Annotated in this window: 19 protein-coding genes and 2 riboswitches; of the genes, 8 read left to right on the forward strand and 11 right to left on the reverse strand. The window is 60.2% G+C overall.

Translation table 11 applies throughout. From position 1 onward, the window contains the following. Positions 1-120: 120 nt before the first annotated feature. Complete coding sequence (locus B7L72_RS11740; protein ID WP_081194520.1) at positions 121-1,362, reverse strand: D-amino acid dehydrogenase; 1,242 nt, start codon at positions 1,360-1,362, stop codon at positions 121-123. A 60-nt stretch (positions 1,363-1,422) separates the two neighbouring features. Further along, positions 1,423-1,530, reverse strand: a riboswitch (glycine riboswitch). A gap of 8 nt (positions 1,531-1,538) precedes the next feature. Next, positions 1,539-1,629: riboswitch (glycine riboswitch) on the reverse strand. Positions 1,630-1,772: 143 nt separating this feature from the next. Between B7L72_RS11740 and B7L72_RS11745 the strand changes: the two genes are divergently transcribed. Then, on the forward strand, positions 1,773-2,066 hold the full coding sequence (locus B7L72_RS11745; RefSeq protein WP_016915216.1) for a hypothetical protein: 294 nt from the start codon (positions 1,773-1,775) through the stop codon (positions 2,064-2,066). On the opposite strand, the gene B7L72_RS11750 is transcribed toward B7L72_RS11745, so the two are convergent. After that, positions 2,041-2,952, reverse strand: a complete 912-nt coding sequence (locus B7L72_RS11750) for a DMT family transporter (RefSeq protein ID WP_081194522.1) — start codon at positions 2,950-2,952, stop codon at positions 2,041-2,043. The two genes, B7L72_RS11745 and B7L72_RS11750, sit on opposite strands and share 26 nt — an antisense overlap. Before the next feature lie 105 nt (positions 2,953-3,057). Here B7L72_RS11750 and B7L72_RS11755 point away from each other — a divergent pair, with 105 nt between their 5' ends. After that, entirely contained in the window at positions 3,058-3,585 is a 528-nt protein-coding gene (locus B7L72_RS11755) for an HPP family protein (protein ID WP_081194524.1), read from the forward strand. Here B7L72_RS11755 and B7L72_RS11760 read toward each other — a convergent pair. Further along, the gene (locus B7L72_RS11760) at positions 3,576-4,163 is read right to left on the reverse strand and encodes a gamma-glutamylcyclotransferase (RefSeq protein WP_016915213.1); all 588 of its coding nucleotides are present in this window, start codon (positions 4,161-4,163) and stop codon (positions 3,576-3,578) included. The genes B7L72_RS11755 and B7L72_RS11760 overlap by 10 nt on opposite strands. A 227-nt stretch (positions 4,164-4,390) precedes the next feature. Here B7L72_RS11760 and B7L72_RS11770 point away from each other — a divergent pair, with 227 nt between their 5' ends. Then, entirely contained in the window at positions 4,391-5,242 is an 852-nt protein-coding gene (locus B7L72_RS11770; RefSeq protein ID WP_081194526.1) for a sirohydrochlorin chelatase, read from the forward strand. Positions 5,243-5,371: 129 nt separating this feature from the next. After that, positions 5,372-6,958, forward strand: a complete 1,587-nt coding sequence (locus B7L72_RS11775) for an ABC-F family ATPase (RefSeq protein WP_081194528.1) — start codon at positions 5,372-5,374, stop codon at positions 6,956-6,958. Between the two features lies 1 nt (position 6,959). On the opposite strand, the gene B7L72_RS11780 is transcribed toward B7L72_RS11775, so the two are convergent. The 3 genes from B7L72_RS11780 to B7L72_RS11790 all read right to left on the reverse strand — a co-directional run bounded on the left by B7L72_RS11780 (position 6,960) and on the right by B7L72_RS11790 (position 9,236). Then, positions 6,960-7,556, reverse strand: coding sequence for a cell division protein ZipA C-terminal FtsZ-binding domain-containing protein (locus B7L72_RS11780; RefSeq protein WP_081194530.1), 597 nt, complete (start codon positions 7,554-7,556; stop codon positions 6,960-6,962). A 28-nt stretch (positions 7,557-7,584) separates the two neighbouring features. Continuing rightward, positions 7,585-7,992: a TspO/MBR family protein gene (locus B7L72_RS11785; RefSeq protein WP_081194532.1), complete on the reverse strand. Its 408-nt coding sequence runs from the start codon at positions 7,990-7,992 to the stop codon at positions 7,585-7,587. Between the two features lie 125 nt (positions 7,993-8,117). Continuing rightward, a complete protein-coding gene (locus B7L72_RS11790) occupies positions 8,118-9,236 on the reverse strand; it encodes an alkene reductase (protein WP_081194534.1) in 1,119 nt (372 codons plus the stop codon). Positions 9,237-9,554: 318 nt separating this feature from the next. Between B7L72_RS11790 and B7L72_RS11795 the strand changes: the two genes are divergently transcribed. Beyond that, the gene (locus tag B7L72_RS11795) at positions 9,555-11,111 is read left to right on the forward strand and encodes a Fic family protein (protein ID WP_081194536.1); all 1,557 of its coding nucleotides are present in this window, start codon (positions 9,555-9,557) and stop codon (positions 11,109-11,111) included. A 10-nt stretch (positions 11,112-11,121) separates the two neighbouring features. Here B7L72_RS11795 and B7L72_RS11800 read toward each other — a convergent pair whose 3' ends face one another. From B7L72_RS11800 to B7L72_RS11815, 4 genes are all read right to left on the reverse strand, one after another. Beyond that, entirely contained in the window at positions 11,122-11,499 is a 378-nt protein-coding gene (locus B7L72_RS11800) for a hypothetical protein (protein WP_081194538.1), read from the reverse strand. A gap of 177 nt (positions 11,500-11,676) precedes the next feature. Continuing rightward, positions 11,677-12,417: a sulfite exporter TauE/SafE family protein gene (locus B7L72_RS11805; RefSeq protein ID WP_081194540.1), complete on the reverse strand. Its 741-nt coding sequence runs from the start codon at positions 12,415-12,417 to the stop codon at positions 11,677-11,679. 11 nt (positions 12,418-12,428) lie between these two features. Beyond that, positions 12,429-13,085 carry a transglycosylase SLT domain-containing protein gene (locus tag B7L72_RS11810; RefSeq protein WP_081194542.1) on the reverse strand — a complete coding sequence of 219 codons (657 nt, stop codon included), beginning with the start codon at positions 13,083-13,085 and terminating at the stop codon, positions 12,429-12,431. A 34-nt stretch (positions 13,086-13,119) separates the two neighbouring features. Continuing rightward, positions 13,120-14,547, reverse strand: a complete 1,428-nt coding sequence (locus B7L72_RS11815; protein ID WP_081194544.1) for an aminotransferase-like domain-containing protein — start codon at positions 14,545-14,547, stop codon at positions 13,120-13,122. A gap of 141 nt (positions 14,548-14,688) precedes the next feature. On the opposite strand from B7L72_RS11815, the gene B7L72_RS11820 reads away from it, so the two are divergent. The 3 genes from B7L72_RS11820 (at position 14,689) to B7L72_RS11830 (ending at position 18,373) form a co-directional block, all read left to right on the forward strand. Next, the gene (locus tag B7L72_RS11820) at positions 14,689-16,140 is read left to right on the forward strand and encodes an NAD-dependent succinate-semialdehyde dehydrogenase (RefSeq protein WP_081194546.1); all 1,452 of its coding nucleotides are present in this window, start codon (positions 14,689-14,691) and stop codon (positions 16,138-16,140) included. 11 nt (positions 16,141-16,151) lie between these two features. Next, the gene (gabT, locus tag B7L72_RS11825) at positions 16,152-17,423 is read left to right on the forward strand and encodes a 4-aminobutyrate--2-oxoglutarate transaminase (protein ID WP_081194548.1); all 1,272 of its coding nucleotides are present in this window, start codon (positions 16,152-16,154) and stop codon (positions 17,421-17,423) included. Between the two features lie 290 nt (positions 17,424-17,713). Beyond that, a complete protein-coding gene (locus B7L72_RS11830; protein ID WP_176212878.1) occupies positions 17,714-18,373 on the forward strand; it encodes a VPA1262 family N-terminal domain-containing protein in 660 nt (219 codons plus the stop codon). A 2-nt stretch (positions 18,374-18,375) separates the two neighbouring features. Here B7L72_RS11830 and B7L72_RS11835 read toward each other — a convergent pair whose 3' ends face one another. Further along, complete coding sequence (locus B7L72_RS11835; protein ID WP_081194550.1) at positions 18,376-19,368, reverse strand: IS30 family transposase; 993 nt, start codon at positions 19,366-19,368, stop codon at positions 18,376-18,378. Positions 19,369-19,451 lie beyond the last annotated feature (83 nt).

Genomic DNA, 19,451 nt, shown 5'->3' on the forward strand with positions numbered 1-19,451 from the left:
ATGTCAAGAAACGAGTCGATAACGCGCTGTATCAGGCAAAAGAGAGCGGACGAGACCAGGTTGCATATTAATCCAAAGGGGCCATGTGTCCCCTTTCGTCATGCGGGGTAAGGGGGTCGTCTAGCGTGTGACGGCCAAGGAAGTGGCGGTGGCGTTGTCCACCGCATCCGCCAGCATCTCGGCGGTGATGGCCGAGAGTGTCCAGCCCAGGTGGCCGTGGCCCGTGTTGTAGAACACCGTCGGCAAGCGGCCCGGGCCCACTTTGGGCAGCATGTTCGGCATCATCGGGCGCAGGCCAGCCCAGGGTACGACCCGCTGGGTGCTGACACCGGGAAAGCACTGCTCTACCCAGCGCACCAGCGGCTGAATGCGGTCGTTGCGAATGTCGCGATTGGCGCCGTTGAACTCTGCGGTGCCCGCCACGCGGAAGCGATCGTTGCCCAGGCGGCTGGTCACCAGCTTGGTTTCGTCATCCAGCAGGCTCACGGTGGGGGCGGCCTGTTGCGAGGCTTCATCGTCCAGCTGCACGGTGATCGAGTAGCCCTTCACCGGGTAGATATTGACGCGATCACCCAGCTTGGCGGCCACCGCCCGGCTGCCGACCCCGGCGCACACCACCACGCTGTCGAAGCTTTGTTGCACCGCCTCGCCATCGACCACCGCCTTGACCCAGGCGCTGTTCTCATCGGCGCCCAGGTCGGTCACCTGATGGCCGTAGTTCAGGCGCACGCCGCGTTTCGCGGCGGCTTTCGCCAACCCATTGGTGTACTTGTGAATATCCCCCGTGGCGTCACTCTCGGTAAAGAAGCCGCCGTAGTAGCTGCCGGCCAGCGTGGGTTCGATGGCGCGCATTTCATCCGGGGTCACCGCCCTGCGCTCAAGCCCGCCTTGGTGCAGAAGCTGTGACACCTTAGCGGCATGCTCGTAGCCCGATTTATCGCGGTAGATATGCAGAATGCCTTTCTGTTTCACGTCGAAATCGATCTGCTCGTCTCGCGCCCACTGAAACAGGTGCTCCCTGGCGGCAATGGCGAGGCGCGTCGTTTCGGTGGTGTTGTCGGCGTAACGGGGAATGGCGGCGATAAATTCCGCAAACCAGCTCAGCTTGTGCCAGGTAGGGCGAGGATTGACGAGCAGCGGGGCGTCGTTTTTTAGCATCCAGCGCAGGCCTTTGATGACCGTAGGCCAGTGGTTCCATACCTCAGCGTTTGAAGCGGAAAGCTGACCACCGTTGGCAAACGAGGTTTCCATCGCGGCGTAGCGATGCTTTTCAAACACAGTGACGTCAAAGCCGCGTTTCACGAGGGCGTAGGCGCTGGTAATACCGGTGATGCCACCGCCAATAATTGCAATGCGTTGCATGAGTCTCTCCACAGATTGTATGAGCGTCGGGCGATACCCCCAGCAAACATGTTTGCTAGGCGCACCCCTTCCGTCATGGAACCTGAGAGATTCACGCCGATGATGTGGCGCTTGCTCCTTCGGTGGGCTGAGTGACGCAGTCATCAACCGCTCTTCGGAACGTATTGGTAAAAACGTTAGCCGTTGCGGTCCGTTGGCCTGAGAGTTTCCGGGGTCGTTGCTCCTTCGGCGCTGGTGGCAGGCACCAGTCTCTCCCGCGATGGCATACTGACGTTGTAACGCGACGGTGTTAAAAAGGGAATAGGCGAAAGGTGGAAACATGAGCAGCGGCTGCTTTGCCAGCCACCGTGTTTTCGATGACAATGTTTTCGCTGACAATAGCGAATCCCTTCGAGCAATGGAAAAAGCGCATGCAGGCAAACGGATTTTTTGAGGGCATTGGCGAGGCGATTGGCGATGCGATCCGCATCGTGGTCGAGTTCTTGCTGGGTATCTTCACCAACTTTTTCGGTGCCTTCGACGATTTTATCGGCGGGCTGACGCGCTCGCTGGGCATCAACGACTCGTTCTTGAGCCTGGCGATTCTGCTGATTGGCCTGCTGGTGCTATGGGGTGGGCTGCGTGCGTTTCTGCGCGGCTCCATTATTGGCGGCATCTTTCGCACGCTGATTGGGCTGTTTATCCTGTCGTGGCTGATGATGTAGCGCCCCGGCCACCGACCCACGCCTGCGCGACGCCGCAGGCGATCACCAGCCCACAGCCGCTTAACTGCAAAGGCGAAAGCGCTTCGCCAAACAGGCTCCAGCCAAAAATCACTACCGCCACCGGCTCACAGTAAGCCAGCGTGCCGTATAGCGCGGTGGGCAGGCGGTTAATCGCCATCACCGCGCACAGCAGCGCCAAAAAACCGGGCACCAGGCCTGCAGCCAACAACCACGGCACTTGCCATGCGCTGGCGGTTAGCCCCGCTGGTTGCCATAGCGCAAACGGCAAGATCACCAGCGCCCCGACCGCCAACTGCCAGAAGGCGCAGGTGCGGTCATCCAGGTGGCGCGGCAATCGGCGGTTCGTCAGGATAAAACCGCTGTAAGCTAGCATGGCCGCTAAGCCAAAACCCATGCCAATCACGTCCTGCTGATCGTCCAGGTTGAGCCGAAACTCCTGCATCATCGCGAACCCAAACAGCGCCAAGCCAATGAGCGCAACCTGCGCTGCTGCAAGCCGTTCGTTAAATAGCGCATGGGCCGCGATAGCCGCCACAATCGGCGCGAGATACACCATCAAAATGGCGTTGGCCATTTGTGTATAGTTCATCGCCTGCACGTAAAACAGGATGAACGCCGCCAGCAAACTACCGCTAATCACCACCTGCCGCCCTGGCAGTGTGGTGAGTCCTGCATGGCGTTTTGTCAGCAGTAAATAGCCGAGCAAAAACAGCGCCCCTAAGCCCAACCGGTAGAAGGTAATGCTCTCTGCATTCAGCCCGGTGATGCGCGAGATCACGCCGATGGTGGCCATGCCCACCGCCGCCACCACCGCTAGCAATAGGCTGGAAGGAGCAACGGTGAGCGAGGGAGTCGGTAGTGGCATGCTGGTCGTCCTTGAGCGAGTTTCATGAGCATATGACGCATCGTCATTTGCTTCTTTGGTGCATTTTGTCATTATCTGCACTCTTTTTGTGCAAAGGCGAGTGCGATGAAAACGTATCTTGGCAAGATGCGCGGAGAACGAACGCCGCGCCCCCGGGTAGGCTGGCAGGATGCCTGCTGGTCATGGCTGGGTGCCTTTACTGGCATGGCGCTGATTTGCTGGCTAAGCGCCGAGTGGCTTTCCCAGCAGCTGTTGATCGTGGGCTCGTTCGGGGCAACCTCGGTGCTGATTTACGCCGCCCCGGAAAGCCCTTTTGCCCAGCCCAGCCATGTGCTGTTTGGCAGCGTGCTCTCTGCCTGTGTGGGCGTGGGCTGCTATCAACTGCTGGGGGCCACGCCGCTTTCCATGGCGTTGGCGGTGTCGCTCTCCATTTTGGTCATGCAGCTTACCCATACCGTTCACCCGCCAGGGGCTGCCGCTGCGCTGATTGCCGTGGCAGGTGGTACCAGCGTGCATCAGTTGGGTTGGTGGTATCCGCTGATCCCCATTGGCGCAGGCTGCATCGTCATGCTGGTGGTGGCGATTCTGGTCAATAACCTGGCGCGCCACCGCCGCTATCCGCGCTACTGGTAACGCTGTAGCTGCGCTTCCAGGGCAAAAATATGCGCATCTTCGGTGCCCAACTCGCGCAGCGCTTGGGCTAGGTTCAGCAAGTAAGCACTGTTGGGGCCGCTAGGGCCGTGGGCTTGGGCAATTTGCTGGGCGATGTCGGCCAGCGGGGCATCGCCTAAAAACGCCGGGTTGTCCTCGCTGGCCAGATAAATCAGCCCCTCGCTAGGCGCTTGGTCGGCGTCAGGGTTGCCCGCCTCATCCAAAAACGTCAGCGTGACTTTTTCCCGCAGGTAGCCGTTTTTCTCCCGCACATCCAACGGTGCGAGCACCTCAGGGGTGATGCGGTAGGCCATGCCGTGACATACCGCGCCTTCGGCCCGAGTCAACGTCGCCACACGCCCCGGTGCTTCGGGGGTGCCGCGATGGTCGTGGGAGCCCTGCCAAAAGCGCCGCGCCCAGCCGGTAATGGCCGCAGGGCGGCGCTCCAGATAGTCGAAATCGGCCTTCCAGATCAGCGAGCCGTAGCCAAAAAGCCAGATGTCCGCATGGCCGTCGAAGAAGTTTCTTTGCTGGTTTAACGTCGTGGTATCAAGCAACATAAGCGATCTACATGTTGATCAAAGTGGCTGCACGCGCATGGCGTTAACGGTGGTTCATCATCCGGGTTATACGATTGATTTACCAGCCAATCACCCCTTCCCCATGGAAAAGTTTCGGGTGCTTCGGCAACCGCAGAGCCTCGAATGGCATCCCCGCCGCCCGTCATGCTCGAAAGCTTACCGCGCGTGCACTCCCGTGAAGACTGCGATTGAAAAGGATGAACCCGATGCGCGCTATTTTTCTGGTCGATAACGGCTCTCTGCGGCCTCAGGCAACCCACAGCCTGCGCCGCGTGGCGGCAGCGCTGAGCGAGCAGGTGGGCGACACCGTTCAAGCGGCTTCGCTGCTGCACTCCAACAAGATCCCCGCTGAAGAGGTCGATGGTATTCCGGCCATTACCCTGGGCCCCGCCGCCGAGCGCAGCGCCGAAGCGGGGGCCACCGAGATCATCGTACTGCCGTACTTCTTTGGCCCCAGCCAGGCGCTGACCGGCTACTTGCCCGAGCGGATGGCGGCCCTGCAGGCCCGTTTCCCCCAGGTGAAAGTACGCGTTGCCCAGCCGCTGGTGGACGAGCGGGGCGGTAACGACCTGCGCCTGGCCGTGCTGCTTGCCGATCACGTGCGCGCGCAGTTGCCCGATCGGCAGGCGGCCAGGGTGGCGCTGGTAGACCACGGCAGCCCGCTGCCGGAAGTCACTGCCGTACGCAACCGCTTGGCGGGGCAGCTCAGCGCGCTGCTGGCCGATGACGTGCACTGCGTGGCGGCAGCCTCCATGGAGCGCCGAGAAGGCGACGCATACCGCTTCAACGAGCCGCTGCTGGAACATCTGCTGGATACGCCCGAGTTCAGCGCCAGCGGCGACGTGGTGCTGGCCATGCTGTTTCTCTCGCCTGGCCGCCACGCCGGGGAAGGTGGTGACATTGCCGAGATTTGTGCCGCCGCCGAGCAGCGCCACCCAGGCCTGCGGGTGCGGCCGACGGCGCTGGTGGGCGAGCATCCCGCGATTATCGATATCCTGGCCACGCGACTTCGCCAAGCACTTGATGGCGAACGCTTTCTACTGGAAATGCCCGCCTAGCCGTCAAACGCCTGATGAGAGGAAACGCGCCAGGGAGATGTAACGTCGCCCAAAGGCGCGTAGAATCGCGTGCTTTTGCACGCGTGCCGCTCTTCCACCAGGGCTATTTCGCCAACCAGGGTTTCTATCTTGATCGCAACCGCCAATATCACCATGCAGTTCGGGGCCAAGCCCCTGTTCGAAAACGTCTCCGTCAAGTTCAATAACGGCAATCGCTACGGCTTGATTGGCGCCAACGGCTGCGGCAAGTCTACCTTCATGAAAATCCTCGGCGGCGAGCTGGAGCCCTCTTCAGGGCAGGTGATGCTGGACAGCAGCACGCGGCTGGGCAAGCTGCGTCAGGACCAGTTTGCCTATGAGAACGAGCGGGTGATCGACACCGTCATCATGGGCAACGCGGAGCTGTGGAAAGTGGCCGCCGAGCGGGAGCGGATCTACTCGCTGGCCGAGATGAGTGAAGAAGACGGCATGGCCGTGGCCGATCTGGAAGTGCAGTACGCCGAGCTGGATGGCTACACCGCCGAGTCCCGCGCGGGCGAGCTGCTGCTGGGGCTGGGCATTCCGCTGGAGCAACACACCGGCCCCATGAGCGAAGTCGCCCCCGGCTGGAAACTGCGCGTGCTGCTGGCCCAGGCGCTGTTCTCCGACCCGGACGTACTGCTGCTCGACGAGCCCACCAACCACCTGGATATCAACACCATCCGCTGGCTGGAAGAGATTCTGAAAGCGCGCAGCAGCACCATGGTGATCATTTCCCACGACCGCCACTTCCTGAACAGCGTCTGCACCCACATGGCCGACCTGGATTACGGCGAAATTACCCTGTTCCCCGGTAACTACGACGACTACATGACGGCGGCCACCGCTGCGCGTGAGCGTCAGTATGCCGACAACGCCAAGAAAAAAGCGCAAATTGCCGAGCTTCAGCAGTTCGTCAGCCGCTTCTCGGCGAACGCTTCCAAGGCCAAGCAGGCCACCTCGCGGGCGCGCCAGATCGACAAGATCAAGCTGGAAGACATCAAACCCTCCAGCCGCGTCAGTCCGTTCATTCGTTTCGACCAGAACAAGAAGATTCACCGCAACGCGGTGAACGTCGATGCCATCACCAAAGGCTACGACGGCGAACCGCTGTTCAAGCGTTTTTCCATGACCGTGGAAGCGGGTGAGCGGATTGCCATTATCGGCCCCAACGGCATTGGTAAAACCACCCTGCTGAAAACCCTGGCCGGTGACCTGCGCCCCGATGCTGGCGAAGTGAAGTGGACCGACGCCGCCGAGCTGGGCATCTTCGCCCAGGACCATGCCGACGACTTCGCCAATGACGCCACCCTGTTCGAGTGGATGAGCCAGTGGACCAAAGGAGGCGAGCAGGTGGTGCGCGGCGCGCTGGGCCGCATGCTGTTTTCCAGCGACGATATCGGCAAATCGGTGAAGGTGATTTCTGGCGGTGAGCAGGGGCGGATGCTGTTCGGTAAGTTAACGCTCACCAATCCCAACGTGCTGCTGATGGACGAGCCCACCAACCACCTGGACATGGAGTCCATCGAAGCGCTCAACCTGGCGCTGGAGAACTACCCTGGCACGCTGCTGTTCGTCAGCCACGACCGTGAGTTCGTCTCCAGCTTGGCCACACGCATCATCGACATGCAGCCGGAGGGCATCGTCGACTTCAGCGGCAGCTATGACGACTACCTGCGCAGCCAGGGCGTGATCTGAGTCAGCCGATGATCTGCGCGTAGGTGGATTCGCTGGCCGGCTCTCGGTCAGCGTCCAGCATGTCGCCGCTGAAGGTCTCGTTCATCTCCTTGGCGAGTTCCACATACACGTGCATCTGCTGATTGCGGCGTTTATGCAGCGGCGGCTTCACCAGCAGGCTCACACCACGGATCGGCTCGTGGGTTTCGCCCCTCAGCAGGTCGGGCATTTCCCCCGGCGGAAAGGCATTGGCCACGGTGACGGGGTTGGAGGGCTGCTGGCCGTCGATCAGAAAGACTTTCTTGATGGCATCGTAATGGGCGCCTTTTTCCCTCAGCCACTCGGTCAGTCGGGCATCGGTGGACGCATCCGGCTGATTGAAGATGACGAACAGCGAATGCTGTTTTAGCTTGCCGGTTCGTTTGGTGGACGGCGGCGGCGGAGGCTCTTCAGCGGGCGGGGGCGTGGTGTCCTTGGCCACGGCGGGGGTGGGCTCTACGGCCTTTTCCCTGGCACGCCGCCGCTTGGGCATGACGACGTAGATGAAGATCAACGCGGCCACCACGCCCAGTAACAAGGAGGCGAAAGCCAGCAATACGGGAAGAGAAGTCATATCCATGGAGTGAATCCCTGTTGTCCGTTAACGCCTAGGCGCTATTCAACCGCCAGATGGAAGCATTGAGCGCCAGAGCCAGCGCGACCCATAGCCAGTAAGGCACTATCAGCCACGCGGCGAGGGCATTGACCTGGGCAAACAGCCCGATGGTGAGCGTAATCAACCCTAACAGCAGCACGATATCCGCCAGCGCTGCCGCAATACGCTTGCGCCCAAAGAAAAGCCAGGACCACGCCGCATTGGCCAGCAATTGCGCGCCATACACGGCCAGGCTGGCGTTGCGCAGAGGCGCCTCTTCGGTCATGTAGACCCGCCATGCCGCGATGGCCATCAGCAGGTACAGAATACCCCAGGCAATGGGAAAAGCGAGGTCGGGCGGTGTCCAGCGGGGCTTGCGCAGTGCCCGGTACCAGCCGTCGGGGTATCGCGTTAAAACGATAGAATCAACAGATTAACAGCGTTTCACGCGTTCAAGGCATAAAAAAGCACCACCGGAGTGATGCTTTTCATGCTTAAGGGTTCCCCCAAGTGGGGAAACCCTGAACACGCGTTGACCTGAAATGCTTAGCCGATACGGTCGTAACCGTTATCCAGGAAGGGATAGTCGGTGTAGCCCTTTTCGTCGCCGCCATAGAAGGTTTCGTGGTTCGGCTCGGTCAGCGGAGCGTTGATGCGGAAACGCTCCGGCAGGTCCGGGTTGGCGATGTAAGGGCGGCCAAAGGCCACGGCATCGGCGGTGTTTTCCTTGATGCGCGCTTCGGCACGCTCGGCGTCGTAGTTGCCGCAATAGATCAGGCTGCCGCTGAAGCGCTCGCGCATCTGCTCGCGGAAACCATCGGGGAAGGTGATATCGCCACCTGCCCAGTTGGGCTCGTTCAGGTGCAGGTAGGCCAAGCCGCGCTTGGAAAGCTCTTCGGCCATGTAGAACGCCATGGCTTCCGGCTCGTCGTCGGTCAAGCCAAACAGCTCGATGAACGGCGTCATGCGGATACCGACACGCTCGGCGCCAAACACCTCCACCACGGCATCGACCACTTCCAGCGGGAAGCGGGCACGGTTTTCCAGCGAGCCGCCGTACTGGTCGGTACGCTGGTTGGTGCCGGTGGCCAGGAACTGGTTCAGCAGGTAAGCATTGGCAGCGTGTACTTCGACCATGTCGAACCCTGCCCGCTTGGCGCGAATGGCCGCCTGACGGTAATCCTCCACGATGCCAGGAATCTCGTCGGTTTCCAGGGCCCGGGGCGTGCTGGTGGGGTGCTGGCCAGCGGTGCCGTCTTCGAACTCGACGAAACACTGGGCACCTTCCCCTTTCAGGGCGCTGGGGGCAACCGGCTGCTGGCCATCGGGCTGCACCATCTCATGGGAAACACGGCCCACGTGCCACAGCTGAAGGGCAATCCGGCCACCCTTGGCATGCACGGCATTCACGACACCTTTCCAGCCCGCTTCCTGCTCATCGGTCCAGATGCCGGGCGTATAGACATAGCCACGAGCCGTAGGGGAGATATTGGTGGCTTCGCTGATGATCAAGCCCGCGCCTGCACGCTGGCCGTAATAAGCTTCCTGCATCTTGCCCGGCACGCTATCCGGCGTGCGCGAACGGGTCAGCGGCGCCATGATGACGCGGTTAGGAAGGTTCAGGCTACCCAGCGTGGTGGGGGACAGCAGCGTTTCGTACGCCATGAGGCAAACTCCTTGTAACGCGGTGAGAGTGACAGTGGCAAAAGAATAGACCAGTTTACTACCTGGTGCCAATGATTGAGCCAGTGCCAACGATTACCCTATGAACGTATTAGTGGGGACGCTTCAGCAAAACAAAACCCCTCTGAAGGAAATTAAGCGGGGAAGCGGGATCATGACGAATCCTGCACCAGGCGACCTTGGCTGAAGCTCGGCACGGGTTGCTTTCAGGGGTACCGTTCTACATCATGAGGTCAACTGAACAGTGAGGAGGGTTTAGCGTGTGTCATATGATGCCAATCAAGTGTCTGGGAAAACGGCATGACACCTAAACTCCCCATCAATATCAATGACCTGCTCCATCACCGCACGATAGAAAGTGAGCGCATTGAATATAAGGCGGGGTGGAATCCTGAAGCCATCCTGCACACCTTGTGCGCCTTCGCCAACGATTTTCACAATCTGGGTGGTGGTTATGTGCTTGTTGGTGTTGCAGAGGAAAATGGTCAGCCACAGCTACCACCGGCTGGTTTGTTACCCGAACAAATCGATGCCATCCAGAAAGAGCTGTTGAATCTGGGGCATTCAGCCATTGCGCCACATTATCATCCGTTAACGGCTACCTATGAGATCCAGGGCAAAACGATCCTTGTACTATGGGCGCCTGGCGGAGAGACTCGCCCTTACAAAGCCAAGGCCAGCTTGAGCAACAAGAGCGATTGGGCTTATTACCTGCGTAAACACACCAGTACCGTGAAGGCCTCGGGACAGAATGAACGTGAGCTGCTCAGTTTGGCGGCTACCGTGCCTTTTGATGATCGCTACCGCCAAATGGCCACCTTGAATGATCTGTCACCTTATTTGCTGCGTGATTTCTTGCACGAGATTGGCAGTGAATTGTTGGCTGAAGCTCGTGAGCTGGATATTGAAACCTTGGGGCGCCGTATGAACGTAGTGGGTGGGCCAAGTGAAATGGCCTTTCCCAAGAATGTTGGCCTCCTGTTTTTTAATGAGCAACCCGAGCAATTCTTCCCCGCGACTCAGATAGACGTGGTGTACTTTCCTGACGGTGCAGGCGGTGACCATTTTGAAGAAAAAGTGTTCAAGGGGCCGCTTGGTCGCATCACTCGTGATGCTCTGGACTACATCAATCGAAACTACCTTAAAGAGGGCGTGACAAAACACGCTGATCGCCCTCAGGCTGAACGTTTCTGGAACTACCCATTGGCTGCCATTGAAGAGGCGGTCGTGAACGCGGTGTACCATCGCTCCTATGAAATTCGTGAACCCATTGAAATCCGTCTCGATGGACAAGAACTGGTGGTGCTGAGCTTCCCGGGCCCAGACCGCTCTATCCGTTTACAGGACTTACAAGCCGGTAAAGCTGTCAGCCGTCGCTACCGGAATCGACGCATCGGTGAGTTTTTAAAAGAGCTGGATTTGACGGAAGGTCGTTCAACGGGAGTGCCCAAAATCCTCCGCGTGATGAAGGCAAATGGCTCCCCAGAACCGATATTCGAAACTGACGATGAACGCAGCTACTTTCTCATTCGGCTGCCTGTGCATACAGGCTTCCTCATTGAAGCTGCTGCTGAAGAGCCTGCCTTGGATATCATGGATCCAGCAGGGCCTAAGCAGGGACTAAGTAAGGAGCAAGTAGAACTTCTCCAGGCCTGCGTGGAAGAAGTACCGATCACCTTTCTAATGAGCATCATGGGTCGCGCTAACCGAACCAAATTTCGCACTGGGCTGCTGAATCCACTGCTCGATGCAGGGTTGATTGAAATGACTCAACCTGAGTCGCCGCGTAGCCCAACGCAAAAATATCGGTTAAGTGCTGAGGGCAAACAAATAATTGCCCATGGGGGCAAAAAATGAAAGCAAACGGTTAGAGACGGCTCTTTGACCAAGGCCAGCGGCGCTTGGCGGGCGTGTCGATCTGTCCGATGGCGCTGGTGAGCGGCAGCATGATGGCGCTGAGCTGGCGGTGGCAGACGGCGCTGCTGAGCACGCCGGGGCACTGCTTGAGCAGCAGGTCGCACTGCTGCGAGGCGATGAACAGCTGCTCGACCACCGCCGGGGCGAATAGTGGCTTGGCTTGCTGGCAGCAGCGGGTCAGCTCGCGGGAGAGCAGGGAGAGCATGCTGCTATCCAGCCAGCAGGGCAGCGGGTCTTCCAGCCTTCCTGCAATCGAGTGCTGAACGGCTTCAAACGACGTGCGTAAAAACAGCAGGGTTTGACGAAGCTGGCGCTGTTCACTGGTCATGGGATGTTCCTTCACCTCAACGGCTCTTTCTCTGCCAGGGGGATGGCTAAAAAGAGAGTGTTTCTCATTTGCATCTTTTGGTGAAGATAGCCTCCTTCAATCGCAGTGTCAATCACAGGCTATGAGCGGGCAGGCTGACATTCGCCAACCCATGGGTGCTGTAAGTGCCATCAACGCTTAGCGTGTCAGCAGGTAACCCCCCTGCAGGAAGTAGAACACCCCAATGCCGGTGACGATCCAGCGGGTCCAGGTGCGGAAGTTGGCATCGGTCAGGCGGTGCAGGATCCGCGTGCCGGTTTGGGTGCCCAGCATGGCAAAGGGCGCGGCCAGCAACACCATGGCCCACTCGCCAGCGCTGAGTGCCAGCGCTGCCCCCAGGTAAAAGATGATCTTGATGGAGTGAGCGACGACCTGAATCATTGCCTTGGTGGCCACCACCTGGCGGCGGTCCATGTGGGAGCGCACGAAGAAGATGTCGATCAGCGGACCAGACACCCCGGCGGCGATGGTCAGGCCGCCGGAGGCCAGGCCGCAGCACACGGCATGGCTGGGGCGTTTGGCGTCCAGTTGAAACCAGTGTTTGGGCATCCAGACCAGCAGCGGCATCAGGCCGATCAGCAGCGACACCGTCGCCGCGTTGGGTGCGTAGTTGAAGAGCAGCAGTAACCCGGCGGCGCTCGTAACCCCCAGCGTCATGAGCGCCACGATCCGCCAGACGATGAAGTGTCGCGATAGCCACGCCCGCGACGCATTGGCGGTCAGCTGAATGACCCCATGTACGGCCATGGCGGTGCCTGCCGGGAAGATCACCAGCAGAAACCACAGCAACACCAGCCCGCCCGCCATGCCAAACACGCCAGACAGCAGGGAAGTAAAAAACACCACGCCAACGAATAGGCTGCCTACCCACAGGGTCATGATGCGTGCCCTCAGCTACGGCAAAAGGGCCAGACCTGATAGAAGCGTCGACACTGAAACTCGGCTTCACAGCTGTTCAGCTGGGCTTGATAACGCCCGGCTCGCTGGGCGACCTGGCGGCCCGCGCTGAGCACGTGGGGCTTATTGCGGTAGGTGCCACGCTGATAGCCGCCCGCGCCTTCATGGTAGGCGTAATAAAGGTGTTCGGGGTTGCTCAGGGAAATGCCGGTTTGCGTGCGGGTGCGGGCGTTGTACCAGCCGATGAAGTCGGTGGCGTGCTTCATGTGAGTGCGCCGCGCAAACATGCTGCCCGCCTGGTCGCGGTATTCGCCCCACACCGGGTCCTGTGCCTGGGCATAGCCCCTGGCCGATGAAGGGCGCGGGCCGGGAATGAAGCCCAGGTAGCGCTTGCGGTCGGGGCGCACATGGCTTCGGAACGAGGACTCCTGCTGAATGAACGACATCTGGGTGGCAATCGGCGTGCCCCACTGCTCCTGAGACTCCCGCGCATAGTCGTACCAGCTGGGCTGCTCGCGGAAGATTTCGCAGATGTTGCTCTGGTCCTGTGGCGGGCTGGGCGCCAATGAGGCACACCCCGACAGCAGCAACAGCGCCGCGATGCTCAACCATAGGCGCCAGGCCAGAGAGTTATCAACAGGGCGATGCATAGGACGTTCCTTGTGAATAAGTGGTTATACGGGGTCAGTGCCCCTGGCGCAGCAGTGGTTCCAGGCGGCGGCGCAGGCGCTGCGCTTCGCGTGCCAGGGTTTCCCCCGACAGCATACCCACCCCCATCACCAGGCCCACGCGAGGGTCAGAGGCGGCGCACACCGGGCTCAAAGGCCGCACGATCAAGTGCTCTTTCAGCAGCGCCTGGGCGATGGCCACGTCGTTGACGCCCGGCGCGAACTCCACGCACAGGCTGATGGCACTGCTGGGCGGCGAGACCGAGCGCACCTGAGGCAGCGAGCACAGCTGGTCGTGCAGCACCTGCTGGCGGCCTAGATAATCCCGTTGAATACGCCGACACCAGGCATCCAGGTCGCCGTCGAAGATGAACTGGGCCAGCACCGCCTGGTCCAGCATGCGGCCCTCGCGAAACAGCTCGCTGCGCAGGCGGTTCATCGGCCCCGCCAAGTGGCGCGGCACCACCAGATAGCCCAGCCGCAGGCCGGGAAACATCATCTTGGAGAACGAGCCTACCAGCAAATGGCGTTCAGAGGTGGTATCAAAAAGTAGATTGGCATGATCGTCCCGGTTGAACTCGTAGTCATCCTCGACCACATAGCGGGGCGCAAGCGCCTCGCACAAGCGCTGCTTGTGGGCGGCACGGGTCGGCACGCTGAGCGGGTAGTGGTGCGAGCCGGTAAGGTAAGCCAGCGTGACCGGGCCGGAAGCGGTGGGCAGTGTATGGCCCGTGTCCGGCTGCCAAGGCAGCATGTCGATGTTCAAGCCCGCCGCCGTGAAGACGTTGCGCGCGCCCCAGTAACAGGGCGACTCCATGGCCACCGTGTCGCCCACATCCGCCAGGGCCACGGCGCACAGCTCGATGCCGTTGTGGGTGCCGTCGGTAATGATGATCTGCTCGGTATCGCAGTGAATATTGCGCCAGCGGGCCAGAAATTCGCGGATGGCCCGCTTCAGCGGCCCGTAGCCCCCGGTGGAGTAGGAGAGCAGCAGGGCGTTTTGCGGCACCGTGACGCTGGCATAGAGCTGGCGCCACTTGCGCATGGGGAACTGAGCGATATCGGGAATGCCGGGCACGAAGGCCCCGCTCTGAACAGTACTTGCCCCCGGCCATCGCAGTACTCGCTGGGCACGAGTGGATAGTTGCACCTTGGTGGGCGTTGAGGTAGTGGGAGCCGCCACTTTACAGCTCCACGTTCCACTGCCGTGTGAGGTTGTAAGCAGTCCTTCTTCGATAAGCGTGGCAACCGCTAAAGAAAAGGTATTCCGAGCGACTCCTAAGGCTGCCGCAAGCTTGCGATGTGAAGGTAATCGAGTTTGGTGAGGCCACTCTTGATTGATCGATTGCCTTAATGCCTGCTCTAACCTTACTTGCTTACTCAACCGTTCAGGCTGCTGCGCATAGCTTTTTATGAGTTGTTGTAAAGCGACTTGGCAATCCATCCAAGTTCTCCCTTGTCGATAATGCTCTTTCAATATCGTAGTAAAACAGAAAAGTGGTCTGCTTGAACGCAAAAGTGGTGCATTCGCCTGCCTAAGATTTGCTGCTAGCGTGCCTATTAGGTTGTAGACCAGGAGAATGTTATGAGCTTTATCGAACAGTGGTTGCACGATGCCGTACCGGCCCTGGTGGGCGGTGAATGGCGCAAGGGCCAGCAGACCTTTGCGGTGGACAACCCCGCCACCGGCGAGACTATCGCCCATGTGGCGGACTTGAGCGCCGACGATACCCGCGACGCCGTGGCCGCCGCTTATGACGCCGGTGCCGCCTGGCGCGCCACGCCGGTCAAACAGCGTTCCGCCCTGCTGCGCCGCTGGTTTGAACTGGTCAATGAGCACGCCGACGACCTGGCTCGCCTGATGACCCTGGAGCAGGGTAAACCGCTGGCGGAAGCCAAAGGCGAAGTGACCTACGGCGCCTCGTTCATCGAGTTCTTCGCTGAAGAAGCCAAGCGCATGGCCGGGGAAACCCTGCCCAGCCACGGTGCCGACAAGCGCCTGCTGGTACTGCGCGAGCCGGTGGGCGTGGTGGCCGCGATCACCCCGTGGAACTTCCCGCTGGCGATGATTACCCGCAAGTGCGCCCCAGCCCTGGCTGCCGGTTGCACCGTGGTCATCAAACCCGCCGAAGCCACGCCGCTGACCGCGCTTGCCGCTGCCTATTTAGCGCTGGAAGCGGGCCTGCCCGCCGGTACCATCAACGTGGTGACGGCCTCCAAACCCGCCGCCGTGGGCGAAGTGCTCACCACCGATGCACGGGTGCGCAAAGTGTCGTTTACCGGCTCTACCCCGGTGGGTAAGCACTTACTTGCCCAGTGCGCCAGCACGGTGAAGAAAACCGCCATGGAGCTGGGCGGCAACGCCCCGTTCATCGTCTTCGATGACGCCGACGTGGACGCCGCCGTGAACGGAGCCATCGCCTCCAAATTCCGCAACGCCGGGCAAACCTGCGTGTGCACCAACCGCTTCCTGGTGCAGGACGGCATTTACGATGCGTTCGTCGCCAAGCTCACCGAGCGCGTGAACGCGCTGAAGGTAGGCGACGGCCTGGCCGACGGCAGCATCATCGGCCCACTGATCAACCAGGCGGCGGTGGATAAAGTGCAGCGCCACGTCGATGACGCAGTGAACAAAGGCGCGCGGCTGCTGTGCGGCGGCCAGCCCCACGCGGCGGGCGAGCGCTTCTTCACCCCTACGGTGCTGGCGGATGTGACCACCCAAATGGCCGTGGCCGATGAAGAGACTTTCGGCCCAGTCGCGCCGGTGTTCCGCTTCAAGCAGGACGAAGAAGCCATCGCCATGGCCAACGACACGCCGTTTGGCCTGGCTGCCTACTTCTATGCCACGGATTACCGCCGCATCTGGCGCACCATGGAAGCGCTTGAGTACGGCATGGTGGGCGTCAACGAAGGGCTGATCTCTACCGAGCTGGCGCCGTTTGGCGGCGTGAAGGAGTCCGGGTTGGGCCGTGAAGGCTCTCACCACGGCCTCGATGAATTTACCGAACTGAAATACGTCTGCGTAGGCGGCCTGTAAAGAGAACGATGATGACTAACCAAGAATTGAACGACCTGAAAAACCGCTTCGTGGCCAACGGTGCCGCCACGCCCACCACCCAGTTTGCCGAGCGCGCCGAAAACGCCGAACTGTGGGACGCCGACGGCAAGCGCTGGATCGACTTCGCGGGCGGCATTGGCGTGCTCAACCTGGGCCACCGCCACCCGAAAATCGTGGCCGCCGTGGAAGCGCAGCTCAAGAAGGTCATGCACACCAGCGCGGCGGTCATTTCCTACGCGCCCTACGTGCAGCTGTGCCAGAAGCTCTGCGAACTCACCCCGGTGCGCGGCCCCGAGCGTAAAGCGATGCTGGTGAACACCGGTGCCGAAGCGCTAGAAAACGCCGTGAAGATCGCCCGTGCCGCCACTGGCCGCACCGGCATCATCACCTTCGATGGTGCCTTCCACGGCCGCACCATGATGACCCTGGCGATGACCGGCAAGGTGCTGCCCTACAAGAACGACTTCGGCCCCATGCCGGGCGACGTGTTCCGCGCCCCGTTCCCCAACCCGCTGCACGGCATCAGCGAAGAAGCCTCGCTGAACGCCATTCGCACGCTGTTCAAAACCGATATCGCCCCGCACCGCACGGCAGCCATCGTGATCGAGCCGGTACAGGGTGAGGGCGGTTTCTACATCGCCTCACCGGACTACCTGAAAGCGCTGCGCGCGCTGTGCGACGAGCACGGCATTCTGCTGATCGCCGACGAAGTGCAGTCCGGCTTTGCCCGTACTGGAAAGCTGTTTGCGCTGGAGCACAGCGGCATCGAAGCGGACATTCTCACCACCGCCAAGAGCCTCGCCAACGGCATGCCGCTCTCTGCGGTGGTCGGCACCGCCAAGGTCATGGACGCCTCCGGCCCCAACTCCCTGGGCGGCACCTACAGCGGCAACCCGCTCTCCTGCGCGGCGGCCCTGGCGGTGATCGACGCCATCGAAGAAGAGAACATCCTGGCCCGCAGCGAGCAGATGGGCAACATGCTGGCTGAACGCTTCGCCGTCTGGGAAGAGCGCTTCCCCGCCGTCGCCCACGGCCGCCAGCTCGGCGCCATGGCCGCGTTCGAACTGCTTGATAGCGACGGCAAGCCAGATACTCAGATGACGGGTGCGCTATGTGCTAAAGCACGCGAGAAAGGCCTGATCCTGCTGTCCTGTGGTTTCTACGGCAACAGCATCCGCATCCTGGTGCCGCTGACGGTTTCTTCTGCGGTTTTGGAAGAGGGCTTAAGCATTATCGAACAGTCTCTGGAAGCGCTTAGCTAATACTTCTTGCTAACCATCATCTAGCCCGCCCTCGTCAAATAGCGAAAGCTGCTGGCGATGGCGGGTTTTTTTATGGGCGTTGAAAGCCCATAGCTGAGATAGTCAGTTGCCCTAAGCACCCTGTGCTAATCTGGGTTTGGTGCGGTAACTGTCTAAGGCAGATGTGCCGAAAAATGCAGCAGAGTGCGTTCATCTGATCATAGGGTGCACTGTCTAATACCTGTTAACCGGATGGGCGGATTCCAAGAATTTGAGTTGGTAATAGCATTGCCAATAGGAAGGGGGGGGGCGTGTTAAACACAGAATTCTACTCGGGCGCTGTCATACGGCTGGCGACCCTGCAAAAACAACGACATCAAGCGGGGCACTTGCTTTTCGCCACTGTGTCCCTTTTACCTCGCGGCAGACCGTTACCTCCTCCGATGGAAGGGCTAAATCGGTGCCCTATCGGAAAAACCGGCGAAACCGTTTTTTTTCGCCGTGTGCTTTTGAGTGTGCAAGAAGCGATTGACTGGTATCGCGCTCTTGGCAGTGGCGATGATAAAACCCCAACTCCCTCCAAACATGAGGAATGCAATAACACATACGACGGGGTCAAGATAGAAATCTCAAAGCTGACCGATGACCCTGTCTGGCCGTACCTCGGCCTGCCGGTAGGGGAGGGCGTGTTTGCACATCTTTCTGGACTAAGCCATCCGGCGCCCTTCATTGGCAATGCTCCCGCCCGTATCCATCGCCGTTTCGGTAGTCAGGATGGCTTCGACTTAATGCTAACTGATAATAAAGCTGTACACTTTGTTGCAAGACGGTTGCACATTGATCTTAGGCTTTATAGGGAGTATCTCGGAAGCATTGCATTGGTCGCACCAGACCCTGTACTCAAGAAAATTGATAACTTTATGATTCCAGCCTCTGCCGATAGGGGCGAACGTATTTTCTATCGTTTCTAGATTCAAGCAATAAGTGCAGCACCTGCTGTGTCCAGGGCTCCTGAGTACTCTCCCAGGAACACCTGTGCCGGTGTCCGGTAACCGAGTCGCTTTCGAGGGCGGTCATTGAGCTTCCTGACCACCCTGCGCAGCTCGGCATCGGTGACCTGGCGGAAGTCTGTCCCCTTGGGAAAGTACTGCCTGATCAGGCCATTGGTATTCTCGTTGCTTCCACGCTGGCCGGAGCAGTAAGGGTCACAAAAGTAGATATCTGCGCTGACCGCCCGGCCAACGGCGACGTGACTGGCAAACTCGGAGCCATTGTCCAGAGTGATGGTTTTCACAGCTCCCCGGCGTGGCTTCAACAGCCGGATCATGGCCGCTTGCGTCAGGTCTGCTGAGACCCTGGGCAACCGTGCTGCCAGGAGATAACCACTACGCCGCTCTACCAGGGTGACCAGGCCCGATTGCTTGTGCCCCTGAACCACGGTGTCACCCTCCCAATGCCCGATGAAGCGGCGTTCCTCGACCTCCGCCGGGCGATGCTCGATGCCCACGCGATGGGGGATCCTGCCAAGTCCTGCGCTTTTAGCCCGGGCACGGCGTTTGCTGTGCCGCCGGGGCTGACGAAGGTGCCGCCACAGGTCGCCACCCCGGGCCTTGTCATCCCGGACCAGGGAGTAGATCCACTGGTGGCTCACGCCCACGCCGATCAAGGGGGCCATGAAGCCGCTGATCTGCTCGGGACTCCACTCCTCGCGGAGCCGTCTGGCGACGAAGTTCATCAGGCTGGGTAGGCGCTTCGTCCACTTCCAGGCGGTGCGGCGTCGATGGTCGCTACGTTGCTGGGCCTGCTCAGGGTCATACCCCTCGGGCGTCGTGTGACGACGCAGCTCCCGACTCACTGTACTGTCATGAACGCCAATAGCTCTGGCGATCTGTCGCTGGCTCATGCCTGCACACCTGTAAGCGTGAATCTGGTATCGTTGGGTCTGGGTCAGCTGTCGGTATGCCATGCTCTGTTTCACTTTGGTCGGTAAAGCAGAGAGAGTACCGGCGCTGGCCCTCCTGCTTCTACCTTGAGATCCAAAGTGCTGCG

Source organism: Halomonas sp. BC1, from assembly GCF_002078135.1.
Taxonomy (GTDB): Bacteria; Pseudomonadota; Gammaproteobacteria; order Pseudomonadales; family Halomonadaceae; genus Vreelandella; species Vreelandella stevensii.

Coding starts and splice junctions, on each gene's coding strand:
- B7L72_RS11745 (WP_016915216.1), top strand. CDS start 1,773: ATGCAGGCAAACGGATTTTTTGAGGGCATTGGCGAGGCGATTGGCGAT.
- B7L72_RS11790 (WP_081194534.1), bottom strand. CDS start 9,236: ATGGCGTACGAAACGCTGCTGTCCCCCACCACGCTGGGTAGCCTGAAC.
- B7L72_RS11750 (WP_081194522.1), bottom strand. CDS start 2,952: ATGCCACTACCGACTCCCTCGCTCACCGTTGCTCCTTCCAGCCTATTG.
- B7L72_RS11815 (WP_081194544.1), bottom strand. CDS start 14,547: ATGGATTGCCAAGTCGCTTTACAACAACTCATAAAAAGCTATGCGCAG.
- B7L72_RS11740 (WP_081194520.1), bottom strand. CDS start 1,362: ATGCAACGCATTGCAATTATTGGCGGTGGCATCACCGGTATTACCAGC.
- B7L72_RS11760 (WP_016915213.1), bottom strand. CDS start 4,163: ATGTTGCTTGATACCACGACGTTAAACCAGCAAAGAAACTTCTTCGAC.
- B7L72_RS11800 (WP_081194538.1), bottom strand. CDS start 11,499: ATGACCAGTGAACAGCGCCAGCTTCGTCAAACCCTGCTGTTTTTACGC.
- B7L72_RS11755 (WP_081194524.1), top strand. CDS start 3,058: ATGAAAACGTATCTTGGCAAGATGCGCGGAGAACGAACGCCGCGCCCC.
- B7L72_RS11820 (WP_081194546.1), top strand. CDS start 14,689: ATGAGCTTTATCGAACAGTGGTTGCACGATGCCGTACCGGCCCTGGTG.
- B7L72_RS11805 (WP_081194540.1), bottom strand. CDS start 12,417: ATGACCCTGTGGGTAGGCAGCCTATTCGTTGGCGTGGTGTTTTTTACT.
- B7L72_RS11835 (WP_081194550.1), bottom strand. CDS start 19,368: ATGGCATACCGACAGCTGACCCAGACCCAACGATACCAGATTCACGCT.
- B7L72_RS11795 (WP_081194536.1), top strand. CDS start 9,555: ATGACACCTAAACTCCCCATCAATATCAATGACCTGCTCCATCACCGC.
- gabT (WP_081194548.1), top strand. CDS start 16,152: ATGACTAACCAAGAATTGAACGACCTGAAAAACCGCTTCGTGGCCAAC.
- B7L72_RS11810 (WP_081194542.1), bottom strand. CDS start 13,085: ATGCATCGCCCTGTTGATAACTCTCTGGCCTGGCGCCTATGGTTGAGC.
- B7L72_RS11770 (WP_081194526.1), top strand. CDS start 4,391: ATGCGCGCTATTTTTCTGGTCGATAACGGCTCTCTGCGGCCTCAGGCA.
- B7L72_RS11780 (WP_081194530.1), bottom strand. CDS start 7,556: ATGGATATGACTTCTCTTCCCGTATTGCTGGCTTTCGCCTCCTTGTTA.